Raw genomic sequence first — 20,964 nt, 5'->3', positions numbered from 1 at the left:
GTGTACTCCCCGGGGAGTACACGCCCCGGCCGGATCCTCCCCTCCGGGGGGACGCGCCGCCCCCTGGGGCGCTGCGTACCGTTGGGTGCCATGACCGTCTCCCGCTGGCGCCCCGCGACCGGCGACACGGTGCTCACCGCCGTGCTCGCCGTCGTCGTGTTCGTGGTCTCCGCCGGGCTCGACCGGTTCCACCACCCGCCCTTCGAGCGCGGCCTGGACCCGCTCGGCTACACGTTGCTGAGCCTGGCGGTGTTCCCCCTGCTGTGGCGCGGACGGGCGCCCCTGCCCGTCGCGCTCACCACCCTGCCCGCCACCACGCTGTACTACCCGCTGGGCTATCCCGACGGCCCGGTGCTGCTGTGCGGCGCGGTCGCGCTGTTCACCGTCGTCTCCCAGGGGTACCGCTGGCAGGGGTGGACCCTGGGGCTGGTCCAGTGGCTGGCCGTGCACGGGTGGGAGGCCGTGAGTTACGGGACGCCGCTCATCCTCGGCCCCGCGCTCGGCGTGCTCGCCTGGACCCTGGTGATCATGTGCACCGCCGAGGTGGTGCGGTGGCGCCGCGAGTACCAGGCGGTGCAGGAGCAGCGCCGCGCCGACGCGGCCCGCAGCCGCGAGGAGGAGATCCTGCGCCGCGCCGCCGACGAGCGGTTGCGGCTGGCCCGCGACGTGCACGACACCGTCGCGCACAGCATCTCGCTGATCAACGTGCAGGCCGGGACCGCGCTCTACCTGATCGACTCCGAGCCCGAGCGGGCGGCGCAGGCGCTGGCCACCATCAAGCGCGCCAGCAAGGAGACCCTGCGCGACCTGCGCGCCACCCTCGACGTGCTGCGTTCCGTGGACGAGGGCGCGCCGCGCGCCCCCGCACCGGGGCTGGAACGGCTGGAACGGCTGGTCGAGGACACCGGCGGCGCCGGGATCGACGTCGTCCTGGAGGTCCGCGGGGAGCGCCGCCGCCTCCCCTGGGCCACCGAGGCCGCCGCCTTCCGGATCGCCCAGGAGGCGCTGACCAACGTGGTCCGCCACAGCGGCGCCGGACGCGCGGTGGTGGAGGTCGACTACCGCCCGGACGAGCTGGAACTGCGGGTGCGCGACGACGGCCGCGGCCCGGCATCCGGCCACCGGCCGGGCAACGGGCTGACCGGGATGCGCGAGCGCGCCGAGGCGCTCGGCGGTGCGTTCGGTGCCGGTCCGGGCGCGGACCGCGGGTTCGCGGTCTGGGCCCGGCTTCCGGCCTCCCCGGAGGCACCCGGGGCGGCGGCGCGCGATACTGGCCCGGACGGTGGGGGCGATGGGGGCGGTGGAGGGGAGCGCGAGTGATCCGGGTGCTGCTGGCCGACGACCAGTCCCTGGTGCGGGCGGGTTTCGTGGCGCTGCTGAACAGCGCGCCCGACATCGAGGTGGCGGCGGAGGCCGCGGACGGTGAGGAGGCCGTGCGACTGGCCGCCGCCGAGCGGCCCGACGTGGTACTGATGGACATCCGTATGCCGGGCACCGACGGCCTGGCCGCCACCGGGCGCATCCTGGCCGATCCGGCGCTGTCCGGGACCAAGGTGGTCATCCTGACCACCTTCGACCTGGACGAGTACATCTTCGAGGCGCTGCGCGCGGGCGCCAGCGGGTTCCTGGTCAAGGACACCGAGCCCGAGGAGCTGCTGCAGGGTGTGCGGGTGGTGGCGCGCGGGGACGCGCTGCTGTCGCCGACGGTGACCCGGCGGCTGATCGCCGACTACGCCTCCCGGCCGTCGCGCCGGACGGCCCCGACGGAGCGGCTGGCCGAACTGACCGACCGGGAGCGCGAGGTGCTGGCCCTGGTCGGTGCGGGGCTGTCGAACGACGAGATCGCCACGCGGCTGGTACTGAGCCCGGCGACGGCGAAGACCCACGTCAGCCGGGCGATGGTGAAGCTCCGGGTGCGCGACCGGGCACAGCTGGTCGTGATCGCCTACGAGACGTCCCTCGTGACGCCGGGCTGGCTGGACTGACACTGCGCGGCGGGGCGGGGCGGGCCGCGCGGACAGGACGGTGCCCCGGGCGGAGTCCGGCGCTGTCCCGGACGGTGCCCCGGGCGGAGTCCGGCGCTGTCCCGGACGGTGTCCCGGGGACGTCCCGGCGCCCGGGACGTCCTTCGGAGCGGAGCCGCCCCGGCCCGCCGGAACCGGTCCTGGGCCGGACTTCGGGCGGTGGCCGAGCCCACCGGGGGCGGGGCTCCGGAAAGGGCTTCGACGGCGTGCCGGGCACCGGGCCGTATCCAGCGGGCCGACCCGGCCGGACGGAGGTCCGGACGGAGATTCCGCGGACGTGATCCCGCTCCGAGCCGTACGACGCCGCACAGCGCCGTACTCCGCAGGGCGGATGGGCAGGCACCACGGACCACGGGGTGGTATCCCACACCACCGGGGCGAGAGCGGCGGGCGGCGCGGCCTCGGTGCGGCCGGACTCTCCGCCCCTGGCCCGACCTGCACAACGCGTCCATCCCGCCGACCGGGCGCCCGCTGAGCGCCCGGCCCCGGGCGCCTCATGGGCCCTCTTCCGGACACCGCCGGTGCCGCCGCCCCGGTCCCGCCTCTACGCCCCTTAAGGGCGCCGCGGGTTCCCCCTTACACCCAGGGAGGTACCCGGCCTGTCTCCCCCACGCCCAACGCCGTACGGGCATTGCCTTCCCCTGGTCGATGCACCGCCGCCGACCGTGGGCCCACCATCGTCACCGTTCCTGGTTCGGCCCCGACGGTTAAGGCGCACGGCATGCTCGACGACCCCCTGGCTCTGGCGCGGCTCCAGTTCGCGTTCACTGCGGCGACGCACTACATGTTCGTCGCGCTCACCCTCGGCCTCGCCCCCTACATCCTGTTCAACCAGCTCACGGCCGTGCTCAAGCGCGACGAGGCACGGATGCGCGCCGTCCGGTTCTGGGGCGGCCTCTATGTGCTCAACTACGCCATGGGCATCCTCTCCGGGCTGGTCATGGAGCTGCAACTGGCGCTGAACTGGAGCGGGCTGAGCGACATGTTCGGCTACGCCTTCGGCGCCCCGCTCGCGGTGGAGACGATGGGCGCGTTCTTCATCGAGTCCACCTTCCTCGGGCTGTGGATCTTCGGCTGGGACCGGATGGGCCGGTGGGCGCACTGGGCGTGCTTCCTGGTGGTGACCGCGACCGCCTACGCCTCGGCCTACTGGGTGCTGGTGGCCAACGGGTTCCTCAAGTGGCCCTCCGGGTTCCGCATCGAGGACGGGACGGCGGTGCTGGACAGCCCCTGGGCGCTGCTGGGCAACCCGTCGACGCTGATGGCCTTCGGCCACGTGGCGACCTCCGCCCTGCTCGTCGGCGCCGCCGTGATCGCCGCGGTCAGCGCCTCCCATCTGCGCCGGGGCCACGACCCCGACCGGATGTTCCACCGCGGGATCCGGCACGCGGTCGCGATCCTGCTGGTCGCGGTCTTCCCGGTGGTCGCGGTCGGCGGCGCCCAGTTCATTCTGTACGGCCAGGAGCCGCCGACCAGCGGCATGACCTACTCCGCCGAGGAGATCGCCGCGATCGAGGCCGATAGGTCCCCGGCGGTGGAGGCCGTCGGCAGGATCGGCGGCGACGTGGTCATGATGACGTCCTGGCTGCTGATCACCGTTGTGGCCGCGACCGGGGCGGTGGTGTGGCTGGTGCGCCGGCTGGACCGGGCGCGCTGGTTCCACTGGGTGCTGATCGCCCTGCCGGTCCTGCCCTACCTCGCCAGCATCGGCGGGTGGGTGTTCCGCGAGACCGAGCGCCAGCCGTGGGTCGTCCGCCACCACCTGACCACCGCCGATGCCATGACCGACCTGTCGCCCGCCATGGCGGTGGCCTCCTTCGCCTTCTTCACCGCCGCCTTCACCGCCCTGGCGGCGGTCACCGTCTGGCTGCTGGTCCGCTTCGCGCGGCGCGGCCCCGAGGGCGGGCCGCTCGCCCCCGCGCCCGCCGAATCCGACCGGGAGGGCGGGGAGCCGGTGCCCGCCCGGACCCTGTGACCCCCCACGACGACGATGGAGACCCCGATGGAGCTCATCCCCGTCCTGTTCATCACCGCACTGCTGGCGGGCTACTTCGTCCTCGCGGGCTGCGACATCGGCCTGGGCATGCTGATGCCCTACCTGGCCCGCACCCGCGGTGAGCGGCGGCGCGCCGTCTCCGCCGCCGCCCCCTACTTCCTGGGCACCGAGGTGTGGCTGGTCGGTGCGATCGGCGCCGTCGCGGGCCTGTTCCCGGGGCTGAAGGCGGCCGTGGTCACCGACCTGTGGCCGGTCTTCGCGGTGCTGCTGGCCGGGTGGCTGCTGCGCGACGCCGGCCTGTGGTTCCGGGCGCGGGCGGAGGCGCCCTCCTGGCACGGGCTGTGGGACGCGGCGATCGTCGGCGGAAGCTGGACGGTCGCGGTGTGCTGGGGCCTGGCCTCCGGGGCGCTGCTGGCGGGCGGGTCGCTCGCCTCCCCGTTCGTACCGGCGGTCGCCGCCGTCGTGGTGGTGCTGTTCCTGCTGCGCGGGGCGGCGTTCGGCGCCGAGCGACTGGTGCCGCCGGGCAGCGAGGCCGACGAGGCGGGCGAGGCGGGGGACGCCCTCCCGGCGGGCCGGTCGCCGCACACCGCGGTGAGCGCGGACACCGCGGCGCGGCTGACCCGGGTGCTGGCACGGGCCGGGCTGGCGGTACTGGCGGTCGCGGTGCCGCTGGGCGCCCTGTCCGGCGCGCTGGACGGCGGCCGCCCCCTGGCGGCCGGTGCCGGTGCCGCGCTGGTCGCGGTGGCGCTGGCGGCCACCGCCGGGACCGAGGGGCCCGGGCGCTCCCGGCACACCTCCGCCGTGGCGATGGGCGTACTGGTCCCGGCGGTGGGGGTGGGCGCGGCGCCGCCGGTGGAGCCGGTCCCCGGGGCGGTGCTGACGCTGGTGGCGGTGGCGCTGGCGCCGGTGGTGCCGCTCATGGTGGTGGGGCAGGTGGCGCTCTACCGGATGGTGCGCCGCCCTGCACCGGCGACCGGGTTCTTCGCCCGGGTGGCCCCGGTGCCCGCGCCCGCGGGCACCGGGGCCCTGGCGGGGGCCGCCCGGTTCCGGCCGACGGCGGTCGGCGGGCCGCAGGAGCGGGAATCCCACGGAGCGTGACCGGGCGGCGCCGCCCCCTGGCCACTACGGAGCACGGGTCACCCCCACGCCCCCCGGGGCGGCCCGTGCGGTGGCCCGGCGCGGCGCCATGTTTTCCCCTCGCATTGTTGCCACACTCTGTGACATTGCTAATACGCTTGGTCGCAAGGCGGGACCGGGGGGAAGGGTCCGATGTCGATCTCCGATCTGTTCGCTTCCGCGGAGGACCAGCTCGACGTGCACGAGCGGCTCCGGCTGTACATCGAAGGGGTGCGCGAGCGCGCCGACCGGGCGGTCCCCTGGGGGCCCGACACCGTCGGCGTCCCCCGCCAGAGCTGCGACAGCGGGCTGCTGCGCATCAACGACGTGGCGTTCTACGCCAACGCCCGCCACGAGATCTCCGCCTTCGCCGGGCTGTGCCTGAACCTGCTGTCCCTGCACCGCCCGCGCGACGGCGGCGGCATCAGCAGCGCCCCGGCGCCGGCGGTGCAGCGGTGCCGCTGCTGCATGCTCCGCTGGCCCTGCCCGACCATCCGGGAGATGGCCGAGCTGCTCGGCTGACCGGCGCGCCCGTGTGCGGCGGCGCGGCGCCGCGCTTATCGAGCAAGCGATTGGACAGCGGCAGCATAATGGGGGCGTGAACACCCGCAGCCGAGACGCCTCGGGCGCCTCCACCACCGACGACGCCACTGACGACGCCGCCTCCCCGGTGCCCGGCGGCCCGCCCCGCGGGCGCGGGCGCGGCCGTCGCTCCTCCTCCGCGGCCGCCTCGGAGCGGCGCGGGAACCTGGTGCGGCTGGCCGCCGACCTGTTCGCCCGGAAGGGCTTCCAGGCCACCACCGTGCGGGAGATCGCCGACGAGGCGGGGATCCTCTCCGGCAGCCTCTACCACCACTTCGACTCCAAGGAGTCGATCGTGGACGAGGTGCTCTCCTCCTACCTCGACGACCTGCTCGGCCGCTACCGCGCGGCCGTGGAGGCGGGCGGCGGGCCGCGGGAGGTGCTCTCCCGCCTGATCCAGGAGGCCTACCGCTCGCTGGAGCCGCACCGGGCGGCGATCACCGTGGTCCAGAACGACTGGAACTACCTGCAGCAGTTCCCGCGCTTCGGCTACCTGGCCGAGACCGAGCACGAGATCCAGGACATCTGGGTCGGCGTCATCCGCGAGGGCCAGCGCGAGGGGGCGTTCCGCCACGACATCGACCCGAAGCTGACCTACCGGATGATCCGCGACACCATCTGGGTGGCGGTGCGCTGGTACCGTCCGGAGGGGACCCTGGGCACCGCCGAGCTGGCCGAGCACTTCATGACGGTGCTGTTCGACGGGATCAGCGTCGGCCGCCGAGACTCCCAGCCCGCCCCGGCCGGGGGCTGAGCGGGACCGGGCCGGACGGCGTCCGCCGCGGCCGCGCAGCCGTCGGCGGTCGGGGGTCGGCGGTCGGCGGTCGGCCGCGCCCTCGGCGTCCGCCTTCGGGCCGCACGCCGAGCGTCCGTCGATGAGATTCGACATCGCCTCCGTTCGCCGCGGGGTCGTGTCGATGAGTCCTGACGGCGCCGCGTGCGACGCGGCGCACCTTGCCCTTCCCCGACGGCCGCCCCCACCGCCGTCTGCGAAGCCGCAGGCCGAGGCGGAGCGCCCGCGGCGAAGCGGGGACGGACGGCCCTGTGGTGCGGCGGGCGGCGGCCACGCGCGGCGACGAGGAAGGCCGTGGTGCTGACGGAAGTCGTCGGCACCGCGTCGCGCCGAGTCATCTGTGCGCTGTCGGAACCGGCGCACGGGCGCTCTCACTTCTCGTCGACATGATCAGCCCGGAGCGGCGACGGCCGCGCTGACCCGATCAGTGATCGAAGACCACCGGCGGCCGCTCGACCGGGGCACCGATCAACCGGTCGCGCCCGACCACGGCCCAAAGCGCGCGGCCCCTCCGGCACGCCCCGGACCACAGGCCCCTGGCGGCGCACCCGGCACGGCGCTTCGGCCCAAGCCGCCCGCACACACCGACCACGGACGCCCCTCGCCGTGTCCGCAGCCGATACAGGGCCTCCCGCCAACGATCTGAGGACGGCTCCGCGGTCGCGGCCCCGGCCGTACCGCATGCGCCCTGCAGCGGCGGGCCCGGGGGCGCCCGCTCGGCGCCCCCGGGCGGCGGGCGGGGTCAGGGCCCGCCGAAGAGCGCGGGGCTCAGTCCGACGTCGACGGCGGCCAGCGACACGCCGTCCTCCACGCCGAGCCCGGCCGTGTCCGGCAGGGGCAGGGCCCCCGCCATCACCAGCCCTCCGGCCAGCAGGGCCCCGGCCGCCAGCACCAGGGCCAGGCGCGCGGTCCTCTCCGTCATCGGCCTCTCCTCACATCGTTCAGGGGTATGTCCTCGGGGGGTACCGCAGCCTTGATAACGGTGTCCGGATTCCGAGTGTGGGACGGTCCGGAACCCGCCGGACCGTCCGTGTCGCCGCCCTTCGCCCGGTTCCGCCCCGGTCCGACCCGCCCCCGTCCCCTGTCGGCCCCGGCCCCCTGACGCGCGCCGGACCGAACACCGCGCGCCCGCCCGCCCCATCGGCCACACGCCGGGCGAGGGCCCTGCTCCCGGGACGGGCCCGGGGTTAGCCTGGCGGTCGAGGCGGGTCGCGCCCACGCAGGCCGGTCCCCGACGGCCGTCCCACGTCCCGGAGAGCGACATGGCCCTGTACTACGGCTCCACCGCGCCCCGGCGGGAGCACGACTACCGCTCCTCCCCGGAGGGGCGGCGGCACAGCTGGTACGGCACCAAGCGGCACGTCAAGCGCGTCCTCGGAGCGCGCCTGCCCCACCTGGCGATGCGCGGCGCGGTCCGGGTGGCGGCGCCCGGGCTCCGCGCCTCGGGCCGCCTGCCCGCCCCCGCCCGGCTGCCCGAGGTCGCCGGATACGCCGACGGCGCGCACTTCGTGATGCTGCGCCCGGCCGACTGCGTCATCGCCAAGGAGCTGTACTGGGGCGGGGGCCGCCGCCCGCAGCCCGCCGACGACCTGGCGGTGCGGATGTTCGCGGCGCTGGCCCGGAACGCCTCGCACCTGCTCGACATCGGCGCCTACACCGGCCTGTTCACTCTGGTCGGCACCGCCGCCAACGCGGACCTTCGGGCGCACGCCTTCGAGATGGTGCCGGAGGTCTACCGCGCCCTGTTCGACAACTGCGTGCGCAACCGGGTCCTGCACCGCACGACCCTGCACCACGTGGGGGTGGGGCCGCCGGACGCCACCGTGTCCATGCCCGCCCGCTCGGGCGACTCCGCCCTGCCCTGTTACTACTCCAGCGGCATGGAGTTCGCCGACGGCGTCCCGGTGCGGACCGCCGCCCTGGACTCCTTCACCGGCCTGCCCGGCGGCGGGCGGGTCCTGCTCAAGGTCGACGTGGAGGGCACCGAGGCCGAGGTGTTCGCGCACGGGCGGGCGTTCATGGCCGAGCACCGGCCCGACGTGCTGTGCGAGGTCCTGCCGGACGCCGATGCCGAACGCCTGTCCCGGCTGCTCGAACCGCTCGGGTACCGGTTCCACCTGGTGGGCACGCGGGCCCTGGCCCCCGCCGGGAGGCTGGTCCCCGACCCGCGGTTCCGCGACTGGCTGTTCACCACCCGCACGGCGGCGGAGCTCAGAGCGCTCGGCGTGCCGGTCGCGGGCCCCGACGCGCCCGCGGGGGCCTGAGCGGGCCCCCACCCCGGAACGCCCGTCGGGCGCCGTCCGCCCGCGGGTCGGCCCCGTGACCGACGGCCCGCGCCCGACCCGCGGCGCGCTACCGCACCAGCAGCGCGGCGCTGCCGTAGGCGCCGCCGAAGCCGGTGCACAGGGCCACCGAGGCCCCGGGCAGTCGGCCGACACCGTCGCCGCGCAGCTCCCGCACCGCCTCGGCGACGTTGTTCAGGCCGTGCACGTAGCCTTCCGACAGCAGCCCTCCGTGCGGGTTCACCGGGATCCCCCCGGCGGCGGCCGCGCCCTGCGCGGTGATGCCGCCGGACCGCAGGACACGCGCCATCTCCCCCGGCTCCACCAGGCCGAAGTCGGCGAGCTGGCGCGGCACCAGGAAGGAGTAGGCGTCGTAGAGGAAGGCCGCGTCCACGTCCGCCGGGCGCATGCCCGCCGCGGCGTACAGGCGCGGGGCGACCTCGGCCGAGAAGACGGCGCCCGGGTCCGGCGACCGGTCCAGGCGTGACAGGTCGGGGCGCCCGCCGCGCACCACGGCCCGGATGCGCGGCGCCCGCTGGGCGGCGGGCCGCCGCGCGCCGGTGACCACCAGGGCGCACGCCCCGTCGGCCTCCTGGCAGCAGTCGGCGCGGCGCAGCGGCGCGGCGATGACCGGCTCGCGCAGGTAGTCCTCCCACGACAGCGGCTCGCGGCGCATCGCGCGCGGGTTGTCGGCCGCCTGCGCGCGGGAGGAGGCCACGACGGCGGCCAGGTCGCGCTCGCCGAGTCCGGCGTCGTACAGGTAGCGGCGGGCGACGAGGGCGAACTGGGCGACCGGCCCGGCGAGCCCGTAGGGCAGGGTGAACTGCTCTTCGACGCCCTCGCCCTGGCGCAGGCCGAGCCCGGTCATGCGGCGGCCGGAGCGGCCGTTGAGGGAGCGGTGGACCAGGACGGTGGCGGCCTGCCCGGTGGCCACGAGCATCGCGGCGTCCCCGAGGACGGAGGCGCACTGGGTGCCGCCGCCGTGCATGTCGTTGTGCCAGCCCAGGCGGGTCAGGCCCAGTTCGCGGGCCAGGTCGGTGGCGGGGGCGGAGTCGCCGAGGTGGTAGGAGAGGATCGCGTCGACCTCGTCGGGCGCGCTTCCGGCGTCGTCGAGGGCGGCTCGGGCGGCCTCGGCGGCGAGGGCGAGCGGGGTGCGGCCGGAGGAGCGGGTGAGGGGGGTGGCCCCGACGCCGACCACGGCGGCGCGCTCGGTGATTCCGGATGCGCCCATGCGGCCTCCCGGGGGGCGGGGAGGGGGCGGACGCCGCCCGCCGGGGACGGGGCGCGATCCATCCCCGACAGGCGACGCGTTCTCATGCCTGCCGTCCGGCACGCCTGGTGGGCGGGCCCACCGGGCGCCCTCACCGGGCTCGGCTCGCAACCGAAGCTAGCTTTGAAACACGTTCTAACGCAAGGGTCGCAATCGATTCGATATGACGCGCACCACACGACCCGGCCCACGCCGCCCCTGCTCCGGGCCACCGCCGACGGCACGGCCCCCGCCGTTGCACCCGGGCGGGCACCGGATACAGAACGCGATCTACGCGCGGACGGTCCTTCGCACAGCGACGCGCCCGGGCACCGGACACACCATGACCCAACGGGCGGTGGAGCGCGCCGGGAAGGCCGCATCGCCCCATCGGAGGCCGACCGGTCACGGCGCCGCTCTTGAGGCGGGCCGCTCCGAGGCCGTAACGCTCACGCCGGCCTGGTCGGACGGGAAACACACCACTCCAGCGGACGCGACCGCGGCCGGGAGGCCCGACCGCGTCATCCGCGGTCGGGCAGGGCGATCTGCACGGAGGCGCGGTCGGCCAGCAGGGGCCGGATGAGCGCGAGCGCGGCCTGGTGGTCGGGGTGGTCGCGGTAGGCCGCCAGCCCGGCCTCGTCGTCGACGTCGGCGGCCACGCCGTAGTCGTAGGTGCCCTCGGAGATGCCGAGGTCGGGTCCGAAGGTGTAGGCCCGCAGCTCCGGGATGCGCCCGGGCAGCAGGGCCAGCGCGTCGCGGATTCGGTCCACCTTCTCGGGGGTCGCCTCGCCGTTCCAGCGGAACAGCGCGATGTGCCTGATCGCCATGGTGCCGAACCTACCGCCCGGGGCGTGCGGGCCGCCGCTCCGCCCCGCCCCGCGCCGGATCCCTGGGCGTCTGGCCGGGCCCCGGCCGCCCTGCTACGCTAACCAAGCGAACGCTTGGTAGATGTCCGGTCCGCGGTCCGACCGCGAGGAGGGATGCGGCCTTGAAGTTCTCCACCTTCCACCTCTTCCACCGCTTCCCCGGCCAGTCCGTCAAGGAGGTCTACGACCACCACGCCGAACTCATCGAGCTGGCCGAGGAGCTCGGCTTCCACGGCGCGCGCGTCGCCGAGCACCACTTCCGCGACTACGGCACGGTCCCCTCCGGCCTGGCGTTCCTCGCCCACATGGCCGGGCGGACCGAGCGCCTGCGCCTGGGCACCGGCATCGTCGTGCTGCCCCTGTACAACCCCGTTCACGTGGCCGAGCAGGCCGCGATGGTCGACGTCCTCTCCGGCGGGCGGCTCGACCTCGGCGTCGGCCGCGGCTACCAGAGCTATGAGTTCGACGGGTTCGGCGTCGACCTGTCCCAGGCACGCGCGCGCTTCGACGAGGCCCTGGAGACGGTGCTGGCCCTCTGGGGCGGTGAGCCCGTGCGCCGTGACGGCGCGTTCTCCTCGGTCGCCCCGGGGCTGGAGGAGGGCGTCGCCCTGATGCCCCGCCCCCTGCAGTCCCCGCGCCCTCCGGTGCACGTCGCCGCCGTCAGCCCGGAGACCGTCGAGCGCTACGCCGCGCGCGGCCTGCCCATCCTGGCCGACCCCGCCGCCCCCTTCTCCCGTGTGGCCCGCGCGGCCGAGGCGTGGCGCTCCACCGCCGCCGCCCACGGGCACGACCCCGACGCCGCCGAGCTGGTGGTCGGGCGGTCCGTCTACGTCGCCCCCTCGGCCGGGCAGGCCCGCGAGGACCTGGAGCGGTTCGAGGCCTCCTTCGACCGGACGCGCATCTTCAACGAGCGCAGCGCGCCGCTCGACCGGCGCACGGGAGAGGTCGCCCAGGGCTTCGAGTACTGGCAGAACCGGTACATGAAGGGCGCCGAGGTCGGCACCGACGACCGCTGGGAGCGCCTGGAGGTGGTCGGCGGCCCCGAGCGGGTGGTCGGGCAGGTGCGGGCGCTCCAGGAGATGGGCTTCGGCCACCTGCTGTGCGACTTCGGCAGCACCCGGCGGATGCCGCTGGAGGAGATGAAGAAGGTGCTGAAGTTCTTCGCGGCCGAGGTCATGCCCGCGTTCGCCTGACACCGGCGCGCCCCGGCCCCGCCGCGCCCGCCTGCCACCGAACCGGAACCGCGCCACGCCCCCACGGAGGCCCGATGTCCGCCGTCCACACCCTCACCCTCGCCGACGTCCTGCGCGAGCACCGCCGCTCGCGGCCCGCGGCCACCGCCGCCGTCGACGGGCCGGTCCGCCGCACCTACACCGGGCTCGACGCCCGCACCTGCCGCCTGGCCCGCGCCCTGGCCGACGCGGGGACCGGGCCCGGCGACCGCGTCCTGTACATCGGCCGGAACTCGGTCCGGCTCCAGGAGGGCCTGCTCGCGGCGGCGCGGCTCGGCGCGGTGTTCGTCCCGGCCAACTGGCGCCAGAGCGCCGACGAGCTGGCGTTCGTCCTGCGCGACCTCGCGCCCTCGGCGGTCCTCTGGCAGGGCGGCGACCTGGAGCCCGTGGTGCGCGCCGCCCGAGGGGCCGTGGCCGGGGAGCCCGCCCGGCAGGGGTGCCTGTGGGTACGGTGCGACGGCCCGGCCGACGGCCCCTCCGACGGGGAGGCGGCGGGCGGGGACCCCTACGAGGAGCTGATCGCCTCGGCGCCCGAAGAGGACCCCGAGGGCGACACCGACGCGTCCCTCCCCGTCCTGGGCCTGTACACCGCCGCGTTCGATGGGCGCCCGGCGTGCGCGCTGCTCAGCCACGCCGCCCTCATCGCGCACGACGCCGCCCTCTTCCAGGTGCGGAGGATCGGCCCCGGGTTCACCTTCCTGAACAGCGGACCGCTCTTCCACGTCGGCACCATGATGTTCAACCTGGCGACGTTCCATGCCGGGGGCACCAACGTCTACATGCCCGCCTTCGACGCCGCCGAGGCGGCGCGGCTCATCGAGGCCGAGCGGGTGGACCACATGTTCGGGTTCGGCCCCATGCTCGACGCCGTTGTTGAGGCCAACCGGGGTGAGGACGGCAAGCCCCGGCACGACCTTTCGAGCCTGCACTTCGCTTCGCACTCCCCCGAGTGGGACGCACAGGTCACCGTCGGCACCGACCCCTGGAGCGCCTCGGGCATGGGCGGCTACGGGCAGACGCAGGTGTGCGGCATGCTCACCTACCTGGCGCTGGGGCCGGGCGGCGCGGGGACGGCCGGTCGCCCCTCCCCCATGGTGCGGGTGCGCATCACCGGGCCCGGCGGCGAGGAGCTGCCCGCCGGGGAGACCGGGGAGATCACGGCGCGGGGGCCGAGCCTGTTCAGCGGGTACCACGCCCGCCCGGAGCTGACCGCGCGCACGCTGTCCGGGGGCTGGCACCGCACCGGCGACCTCGGGCGCCGGGAGGCCGACGGCACCATCACCTTCATCCGCCCGCGGCTGCGCATGATCAAGACCGGCAACGAGAACGTCTACCCCGCCGAGGTCGAGCGCGCGCTCAAGGCCCATCCGGGGATCGCCGACGCGGCGGTGATCGGCGTGCCGGATGAGACGTGGGGGCAGAGCGTGGCCGCCGTGGTGCAGTGCGAACCGGGGGCGCGGCCCACCGAGGAGGAGGTCGTGGCGCACGTGCGCGGCCTGCTGGCCTCCTACAAGAAGCCGCGCCGGGTGGTGTTCACCGACGCCCTGCCCAAGGACGGCCACCTGCCCGACTATGCGGCGCTGGACGCCGCCTACGGCGGGGGCGGGTATCCGGGCGGATGATCCGTCCGGGGCGTCCCGGCGGCTCGGTGGGGGGCGACGCTCGGGGGTGCTGTACCGCGGAGCGGCTCCGTTGAAGGCGACGGGCGGGCCACAGGCCCACGGGAGAGAAGGGTGCCGGGCCCAGGGGCGGGGGACAGCCCCTGGGGCCGGCCGCGGGGGGAAATCCGCGGCCGTCACGGCTTCCATACGGACGTGGGGGTCCTGGAAGCCCGGCCGGGTGCGGTTCTCGGGATTCGGCGCCCTGGGGGGCGGGGCCGCACCGCCGAGAAGAACCTAACGGCGCTCCGGTCACGCATCCGAACTATTCCGATAACCGGAATGTCTCGATTCCTCCTCACCGGCCTCGCCTGTGGCCCGCATGAGCAGTCACGATAAATGCGGGATAAGCGGACCGCCAGAGGGCACCGGCGTCCGGATCCGGCCGCGCCCGGGCGGTTCACAGCACCGCGAGGGGGTTGACGGGGCTGCCCGTCCCGCCCCCGACCGGCAGCGGCGCGACCGCCAGCAGGAAGTCGGCGCGGCCCGCCTCCGCCAGCGCGGAGCCGAGCTCCTCCAGGCGGGCCATCTCGACCAGCGGGACGCCGTGGCGCCACAGCAGCACCAGGTGCGCGTCGTCCCCGGGGGCGTCCACCGGCCCGCCGCCGGCGCCGAGCGCCTGCACGCCGGTGTTGTCGCACACCACCACCGCCGTATCGCGGGCGGCCAGCCAGCGCACCGCCGACCCGTCCAGGCCCGGCTGGGCGCCCCGGTACAAGTCGGGGTCCTCCTCCCAGGCCAGGGGCCACCCCGTGCGCACGACGGCGGCGTCCCCCGGGGCCAGCAGCCGGGCGCCGGGCATGGCCTCCAGGTCCGCGGCGCCGACGCGGTCGCCGGGGCCGAGGCGGGCGGCGCCGCGGTGCCGGGCGGCGTCGAAGAGCACCCCCCGGGCCAGGACGCCGCGCGCGGCCGCGTGCTCGACGCCGAGCCGGGAGGCCCCGCGGCTGCCCACCCGGCCCGCGGGGTGGCCGTTGTACATGCGCTCCCCCGCCCACATGTGGCACAGGGCGTCCATGTGGGTGGTGGTGCCGTGCGGGGAGAGGACGAGGGCGTCGTCGGCGACCCGGCGGCCGCCGGGCAGGGGCGGCGCCCCGGCCGCCTGGTCGCCCCCGTCGACGGCCATGTAGTGCTGCGGAAGGGGGCGCCCGGCCATGTGCGGCACGCGGGCGGGGCGGCCGCTCGCGGTGGCCCCCTCGATCGGCTGGGCGAGGCTGACCACCCGCCCCTCGCGGGCGGCGGCCAGGCCGCGCAGCACAGCCTCGGGGGTGAGCAGGTTGAGGGCGCCGAGCTGGTCATCCGGACCCCAGCGGCCCCAGTTGTGCGGCCCGTCGGGCGTACGGTCCTCCGTGTCCACGGCCTCTCCTCTCCTTACAGGTCGGGTGATCGCATGTGAGGGGGCGGCCGGTAGCATGCGCGGGTCGCCCGAGATCGGGAAAGGCAGGGGGAAGTGTCCGAGGAGACCGAGGTCCACGGCGTGTGCGCGCCCGGGTTCGAGCGGGTGCGCCGCGTCTTCGAGAACAACTTCGCCCGCGGGCTGGAGGTCGGCGCCGCCGTCACCGTCTTCGCGGGCGACGAGCGGGTCGTCGAGCTGTGGGGCGGCTGGGCCGACCACCGCGCGGAGCGCCCGTGGCGGCGGGATACCCCCTGCTTCGCCTTCTCCTGCACCAAGGCGGTGACCGCGGCCGCGGCGCTGCGGGTGGCCGAGCGGGGCGGCCACGACCTGACGGCGCCGGTCGCCTCCTGGTGGCCGGGGTACGACGCGCACGGCAAGGGCAAGACCACCGGTGAGCACCTGCTGTCCCACCAGGCGGGGCTGCCCGCCTTCGACACCCCGGTGAGCGCCGAGGAGGCCGCCGACCCGGCGGCCATGGCCGACCTGCTGGCGGCCCAGGCCCCCGTGTGGGAGCCGGGGACGGCCCACGGCTACCACTCCTTCACCTACGGCTGGCTGGCCGGGGAGCTCGTGCGGCGGCTGGACGGGCGCACCGTCGGGGCGTACACGGCCGATGAGATCGCCGGGCCGCTGGGGCTGGACCTGTGGGTGGGCGCGCCGGAGGGCGTCGCCGAGCGGGCCGCCCGTCTGACCCGGCGCGCGGGCGGTCCGCCCTCTCGGGCCGCCGACATCGCCGACGGCCCCTCCGACGACCCGATCGCGCGGATGGCGCGGGCCGCCCGCGACCCGGAGAGCCTGTACTCGCGCTCCTTCCGCAACCCCGACACGGCCTCGCTGCGGGGCGGGTTCAACGACCGCGGCGTGATGGCGGCGGGCTGGCCCGCGGCGGGGCTGACCACGACCGCCACCGGGCTGGCCGGGTTCTACCGGGACCTGCTGGCCGGGCGCATCCTCTCCCCGGACACGCTCCGGGCCGCCGTGGCGCCGCGGGTGGAGGGTGAAGACGCCGTCCTGCACCTGACCAGCTCGTTCGGGCTGGGGTTCATGCGCCCGTCGCTGGTGTTCGCGGTGCCCCGGGCGGCGCAGGCCGGGGCGTTCGGCCACACCGGCTCGGGCGGCTCGATCGGGTTGGCCGACCTGGACCACGGCATCTCCCTCGGGTACGTGATGAACGGTCTGGGCGCCGAGCTGTCGGGGGGAATGCGGTCGATGCGCCTGGTGAAGGCGGTCTACGACAGCCTGCGCTGAGAGGGCGGGCGGCCTGGGGGCGCCCTGTCCGCCGCCGTCCCCGCGACGGGGGTCCCCATGGGGCGGATCACGGCGGCCGTGCGGCGTTTTCGGCGTCGGCGGCCCCCGGGCCACGGGGTGACGGTCGCACCGGCCGGTGTGGGGACGCCTCCGTCCGACCGTGTCGGCACGGTCGCTCCGGCCCTGGAGCGCGCGTGGCACATCTGCGGCGCCGTGGCCGACACGCTCCAGCGATACCGTCGGCGGATCTTGCGGGGCGGGTATTGCCGATGCCGTCCCAGCGGGACGACGGGACGAAGTGCTTGCGGGACCGGGGGCTGTCGTGTCGCCGCTTCCCCGTGGCCCGGGTGGGGACCTCGTCCTGCGCAGGCCGCGCTACCGGGGGACGGGCGGATGCACGGCCCGCCGGAGCGGCACCGGCCACCCCCCGGCCTCCCCGTCTCGCTCGCTTGCGCACCGGGGGAAGACCTCGCCGAATTCGCCAACAGTGTCCTCCAGGGGACGCCAACCGGGGTGACAGGGGCGAAGGTCCCCAGCGCTCCCGGAGGCCGGGGCCCGTCGCGGGACCGCCCGCAAAGGCGGGGCGGGTGCCACGGTCAGTGCATCGTGATGCCTCCGCTCACCGACAGGGTCTGGCCGGTGATGTAGGAGGCCGCCGGGTCGGCGAGGAAGGCCACCGCGGCGGCGACGTCGGATGCCTCGCCCAGGCGGCCCGCCGGAATCCTCCGCGCCAGCGCCTCCACCATGCCCGGGTTCTCCTCGGACACGCGGCGCAGCATCGGGGTGTCGGTCGGCCCCGGGCACACCGCGTTGCACGTGACGCCCTGCCGCGCGTACTCCCTCGCCAGTGACTTGGCCAGGCCGAGTAGCGCCGCCTTGGTGGCCGAGTAGGCCGCCTCCCCTCCGGCGCCCGCGCGTGCGCTGTCGGAGGACACGAAGACCACCCTCCCGAAGCCGCGCTCGGCCATGCCCGGCAGCAGGTCCCGGGTGAGCAGCATCGGCGCGCGGGCGTTGACCCGCCACATCAGGTCCCAGTCGGCGGGGTCGCCGCGCGCGAACGGGCCGACGGCGCTCACTCCGGCGTTGTGCACCAGCACGTCCACGCCGCCCCCGGCCGCGTCGAGGGCCCGCCCGGCGGCGGCCGCCGCCCCGTCGGGGTCGGCCAGGTCGACACCGATCGCGGACGCGCCGGGGAGGGCCGCGACGGCCCGCCGGGCGGCGGCCGCGTCCAGGTCGGCCGCCACCACCTGGGCCCCGGACCGGGCCAGGGCGGCGCACACCGCCCGGCCGATCCCCCCGGCCGCGCCCGTGACCAGCGCGGTCCGCCCGGCGAGGCCGACGGGGCCCGGGGCGGCCCGCGGCTCCTCGGCGCCGCCTGCGGGGTCCTGGGGCCGCTGCGCCACGGGGTCTCCTCCCGGCGGCCCGGGGACCGCCCTTGCCGGTAAACCAAGCATACGCTAGCTTGACAGAACGCGGTTGTCACGGGACCCGGGAGGTCGCGGTGGCCATGGACGCACGCGGCGGGCGCCCGCACCCGGTGCCCACCCCCCTGACCGAGCCCTACTGGCGCGCGTGCCTCCGGGGCGAGCTGGCGGTCCAGCGCTGCGGCGACTGCCGCCGCTACGTCCACCTGCCCGAGCCCGCCTGCCCCTTCTGCGGCGGCACCGACCTGGCCTTCGAACCGGTGTCGGGGCGCGGGCGGGTGGTCACCCACACCACCGTGCACCGCTCGTTCGCCCCCGGCTTCGCCGACGCCGCCCCCTACACCCTGGTGTGGGTGGAGCTCGCCGAGCAGGCGGGCCTCCGCGCCTTCGGCGGCCTGCGCGGCCGCCCGCCCGGCGGCCCCCGCATCGGCATGCCGGTCCGGGTCGTCTTCACCGACCTGCCCGGCTTCGGGCCGATCCCCGACTTCCGACCCGACACGGAGGACCATGAGCGCTGAACCCGCCCACGGAAGCGACGGGGCCGACGGCGCCGACGGTGCCGCCCGCGTGCGCGGCGTCGTCTACCCGGCCCACGATCTGCCGAGGTCCCTGGCGTTCTACCGGGACGCCCTCGGCCTGCCGGTGCGCTTCACCGACGGCGGCCGGTACGCCGCCCTCGGGGACGGCGGCACCGCATCGCTGGCCCTGGCCTCCGCCGCCGAGGCGGTGGCCGACACCCCGGCCGCGTCGGTGCGCGTACCCGACGTGGCGGCCGCGGTGGAGGCGGCCGCCGCCCACGGCGCCCGCGTGCTCGCACCCGCCGAGGCGGGCCCACACGAGGTGCGGGCCGTCGTGGCCGACCCCGACGGGCACCCCGTGGTGCTGTACGCGCCCGCCCCCGAGACCTGACCGTCACCGGCCGCGCGCCGGAGCACCCCCTGGGAGGCCGGGTGGAGCAGAACCCGCAGGCGGCCCCGGCCGCCGACCCCTTCGGCAACTACGGATACGCGATCCTGACCGCGGGCGCCCTGGCCGCGCCCGACCGCTCGGCCCTGACCTACAAGGGCGAGCGCCGGTTCACCTACGCTGCGCTGAACCGCGCCGTCGACCGGCGCGTCCACGCCCTCGCGCGGGCGGGCGCCGCACCGGGGCGCCGCGTGGCGGCGCTGCTCACCGAGACGGTGGCGGTGGCCGAGGTCTACCTCGCCCTGTTCAAGTCGGGCGCGGTCACCGCAGCGCTCAACCCCTATTGGGAGGCGGACGTGCTGGCCGGGGTGGTGTCCCGGTCGGGCGCCACCGCGTTCGTGTACGACGCCGGGGCCGAGGAGCTGGTGCGCGCGGTGCGGCCGCGCCTGCCCGGCATCGCCTCCTGGATCCGGGTCGGCGGCCCGGCCGAGGGGGACGCGGACACGGTGGACCTGGACGCGCTCGGCGAGGACGTGCCGGACACCGAGCCGGTGGTCCACGGCAGCGGGGACGACCCGCTGGCGCTGTTCTACACCTCCGGCTCCACCGGCCCGCCCAAACCGGTGGTGCACACGCACGCGAGCGCGCTGGCCACCGCGCGGCTGTGGCAGGACATCCCCGGCGGCCCGGACGGCGTCTTCGGCACCGGCGCGATCATCTGGGGCATCGGCTTCCCCGCGATCGTGGGCCCGGCGCTGTACGGGCGCATGCACCTGGTGCTGGAGCAGGACTGGGGGCCGGAGAACTTCCTGCGGGTCGTCCCCCGGGAGAAGGTGACGCACGTGAGCCTGATCCCCGGCTTCTTCAGCGCGTTGCTGGCCGACGCCGAGCACGAGAAGGCCGACCTGTCGTCGCTGACCACGGTGGTCCTGGGCGGGGAGCCGATCGCACCGGCGCTGCTCGCGCGGATCAAGGACCGGCTGCCGCAGGCCCGGGTGTACGGCTACTACGGGCAGACCGAGGCGCCGTACTCGGTGTGCGGGCGGATCGACGACGGGATGTGGGACCGGCGCTCCTCGGGGCGGGCCCGCACCGGGTTCGCGGTGCGGGTGACGGACCCGGACGGGCGGCCGGTGGTCGGCGAGGCCGGTGAGATCCGCCTGGCGGGGCCGCACCGGATGGCCGGGTACGACGGGCTGCCGGAGGCGACCGCCGAGGTGCTGCGGGGCGTCTGGTACGTCGGCGGCGACCTGGGGGTGCTGGACGCCGACGGGAATCTGCAGGTGCTCGGGCGGCGCTCGGACGCGATCCTCAAGGGCGGGGTGTGGACCCAGCCCGCGCGGGTCGAGGAGGCGGCCCTGGAGGTGGAGGGCGTGGCCGACTGCGGGGCGGTGGGCGTGCCGGAGAACCCCGACGGGGCCGAGGCCGCCGATCAGCGCATCCTGCTGGCGGTGGTGCCGAGGGCGGGCTCCGCGGTGACCCCCGAGGGGGTGGCGCGGGAGCTGGCCGACCGGCTGCCGGAGCACCGGCGCCCGGACGCGGTGGTGGTGGCCGACGGCCTCCCCCGCACCCGGGACGCCTCGGGCGGGCCGGGCAAGCTGCTGCGCCGAGAGATCAGGGAGCTCTACGGGCACCGTGCCGAATGAGCGCGGTCGGGGGGACGCCGCACCGGCGCCGCCGCGAAGGACGGTCGGCATCCGCCGCGAGCGCCGTTCGGCTGCCGCGCCACCGCACGACCGCAGTCCTGACCGGTGTCCGGCCCCGTCGGCGGGCGGCCCTCGGCCACCCGCCGTCGGCGCTCACGGCCGACCGGCGTCCCACCGCTCCGGCAGGCGCCATCGCCGGAACGGCCTCCGGTGCGCACGGCGGGTCCCGGTCACGGTGCGGCGGACGATCTTCCGCCGGGACCGCACCGTGGGCCCCGTCCAAGCCCTGTGCGGCCCCGGCGAGTCCGGCCGGGCGGCGGGCACCAGGGGCCCGCGACGGGTCTCCGTCCGATCCGCGGCGGCCCCCTGGCTTCCGGACGCTCCGGGTGTGGGGTCCGGCGGTGCCGGACCCCACACCGCCTCCGCACGGCACGCCACCGTGGGGCGCGGCCGTCGGACGGCCGGGCCGGTGCCGTGCGCGGGACGGAGGTCCCGGGCTCTGCCGGGAGGAGCCGGTGCCCCGCCCTCCCTCTGGGGGGCGGGAGGGCG

General features: G+C 76.3%; 18 protein-coding genes. 13 read left to right on the top strand and 5 right to left on the bottom strand.

Going from position 1 to position 20,964, the window contains the following annotated elements; translation table 11 throughout:
• Positions 1 to 90 precede the first annotated feature (90 nt).
• From D476_RS0107630 to D476_RS0107605, 6 genes are all read left to right on the top strand, one after another.
• A complete protein-coding gene (locus D476_RS0107630) occupies positions 91 to 1,320 on the top strand; it encodes a sensor histidine kinase (protein ID WP_017623359.1) in 1,230 nt (409 codons plus the stop codon).
• On the top strand, positions 1,317 to 1,985 hold the full coding sequence (locus D476_RS0107625; protein ID WP_017623358.1) for a response regulator: 669 nt from the start codon (positions 1,317 to 1,319) through the stop codon (positions 1,983 to 1,985). The genes D476_RS0107630 and D476_RS0107625 overlap by 4 nt, the downstream gene beginning before the upstream one ends.
• A 760-nt stretch (positions 1,986 to 2,745) precedes the next feature.
• The gene (locus D476_RS0107620) at positions 2,746 to 3,999 is read left to right on the top strand and encodes a cytochrome ubiquinol oxidase subunit I (protein WP_017623357.1); all 1,254 of its coding nucleotides are present in this window, start codon (positions 2,746 to 2,748) and stop codon (positions 3,997 to 3,999) included.
• 27 nt (positions 4,000 to 4,026) lie between these two features.
• Entirely contained in the window at positions 4,027 to 5,118 is a 1,092-nt protein-coding gene (locus D476_RS0107615) for a cytochrome d ubiquinol oxidase subunit II (protein ID WP_017623356.1), read from the top strand.
• Positions 5,119 to 5,289: 171 nt separating this feature from the next.
• Complete coding sequence (locus tag D476_RS0107610; protein WP_017623355.1) at positions 5,290 to 5,658, top strand: hypothetical protein; 369 nt, start codon at positions 5,290 to 5,292, stop codon at positions 5,656 to 5,658.
• Between the two features lie 76 nt (positions 5,659 to 5,734).
• Complete coding sequence (locus tag D476_RS0107605) at positions 5,735 to 6,472, top strand: TetR/AcrR family transcriptional regulator (protein WP_017623354.1); 738 nt, start codon at positions 5,735 to 5,737, stop codon at positions 6,470 to 6,472.
• Between the two features lie 781 nt (positions 6,473 to 7,253).
• On the opposite strand, the gene D476_RS0107600 is transcribed toward D476_RS0107605, so the two are convergent.
• A complete protein-coding gene (locus D476_RS0107600) occupies positions 7,254 to 7,433 on the bottom strand; it encodes a hypothetical protein (protein WP_017623353.1) in 180 nt (59 codons plus the stop codon).
• 340 nt (positions 7,434 to 7,773) lie between these two features.
• Here D476_RS0107600 and D476_RS0107595 point away from each other — a divergent pair, with 340 nt between their 5' ends.
• Complete coding sequence (locus D476_RS0107595) at positions 7,774 to 8,775, top strand: FkbM family methyltransferase (protein WP_017623352.1); 1,002 nt, start codon at positions 7,774 to 7,776, stop codon at positions 8,773 to 8,775.
• Positions 8,776 to 8,863: 88 nt separating this feature from the next.
• Here D476_RS0107595 and D476_RS0107590 read toward each other — a convergent pair whose 3' ends face one another.
• Together D476_RS0107590 and D476_RS0107585 are read right to left on the bottom strand one after the other, a co-directional pair.
• Positions 8,864 to 10,024, bottom strand: a complete 1,161-nt coding sequence (locus tag D476_RS0107590) for a thiolase C-terminal domain-containing protein (protein WP_017623351.1) — start codon at positions 10,022 to 10,024, stop codon at positions 8,864 to 8,866.
• A gap of 539 nt (positions 10,025 to 10,563) precedes the next feature.
• A complete protein-coding gene (locus tag D476_RS0107585; RefSeq protein ID WP_017623350.1) occupies positions 10,564 to 10,869 on the bottom strand; it encodes a Dabb family protein in 306 nt (101 codons plus the stop codon).
• Between the two features lie 161 nt (positions 10,870 to 11,030).
• Between D476_RS0107585 and D476_RS0107580 the strand changes: the two genes are divergently transcribed.
• The gene (locus D476_RS0107580; protein ID WP_017623349.1) at positions 11,031 to 12,101 is read left to right on the top strand and encodes an LLM class flavin-dependent oxidoreductase; all 1,071 of its coding nucleotides are present in this window, start codon (positions 11,031 to 11,033) and stop codon (positions 12,099 to 12,101) included.
• A 74-nt stretch (positions 12,102 to 12,175) separates the two neighbouring features.
• Positions 12,176 to 13,762, top strand: coding sequence for an AMP-binding protein (locus D476_RS0107575; protein WP_017623348.1), 1,587 nt, complete (start codon positions 12,176 to 12,178; stop codon positions 13,760 to 13,762).
• A 436-nt stretch (positions 13,763 to 14,198) separates the two neighbouring features.
• Here the strand turns inward: D476_RS0107575 and D476_RS0107570 are convergent, their stop codons facing one another.
• Positions 14,199 to 15,152, bottom strand: coding sequence for a cyclase family protein (locus tag D476_RS0107570; RefSeq protein WP_017623347.1), 954 nt, complete (start codon positions 15,150 to 15,152; stop codon positions 14,199 to 14,201).
• Positions 15,153 to 15,245: 93 nt separating this feature from the next.
• Between D476_RS0107570 and D476_RS0107565 the strand changes: the two genes are divergently transcribed.
• Entirely contained in the window at positions 15,246 to 16,439 is a 1,194-nt protein-coding gene (locus D476_RS0107565) for a serine hydrolase domain-containing protein (RefSeq protein ID WP_017623346.1), read from the top strand.
• A 596-nt stretch (positions 16,440 to 17,035) separates the two neighbouring features.
• On the opposite strand, the gene D476_RS0107560 is transcribed toward D476_RS0107565, so the two are convergent.
• Entirely contained in the window at positions 17,036 to 17,842 is an 807-nt protein-coding gene (locus D476_RS0107560) for an SDR family NAD(P)-dependent oxidoreductase (protein ID WP_017623345.1), read from the bottom strand.
• A gap of 104 nt (positions 17,843 to 17,946) precedes the next feature.
• Here D476_RS0107560 and D476_RS0107555 point away from each other — a divergent pair, with 104 nt between their 5' ends.
• Genes D476_RS0107555 through D476_RS0107545 form a run of 3 tightly spaced genes read left to right on the top strand, consistent with a single transcriptional unit; the run spans position 17,947 to position 20,415 of the window.
• Positions 17,947 to 18,381 carry a Zn-ribbon domain-containing OB-fold protein gene (locus D476_RS0107555; protein WP_040725561.1) on the top strand — a complete coding sequence of 145 codons (435 nt, stop codon included), beginning with the start codon at positions 17,947 to 17,949 and terminating at the stop codon, positions 18,379 to 18,381.
• On the top strand, positions 18,371 to 18,772 hold the full coding sequence (locus tag D476_RS0107550; protein WP_017623343.1) for a VOC family protein: 402 nt from the start codon (positions 18,371 to 18,373) through the stop codon (positions 18,770 to 18,772). Before D476_RS0107555 ends, D476_RS0107550 begins: the two co-directional genes overlap by 11 nt.
• 41 nt (positions 18,773 to 18,813) lie before the next feature.
• Entirely contained in the window at positions 18,814 to 20,415 is a 1,602-nt protein-coding gene (locus D476_RS0107545; RefSeq protein ID WP_017623342.1) for a class I adenylate-forming enzyme family protein, read from the top strand.
• Positions 20,416 to 20,964 lie beyond the last annotated feature (549 nt).

Source organism: Nocardiopsis chromatogenes YIM 90109 (assembly GCF_000341185.1).
GTDB classification, from domain to species: Bacteria; Actinomycetota; Actinomycetes; order Streptosporangiales; family Streptosporangiaceae; genus Nocardiopsis_A; species Nocardiopsis_A chromatogenes.
This window is presented reverse-complemented; position numbering and strand designations above follow the sequence as displayed.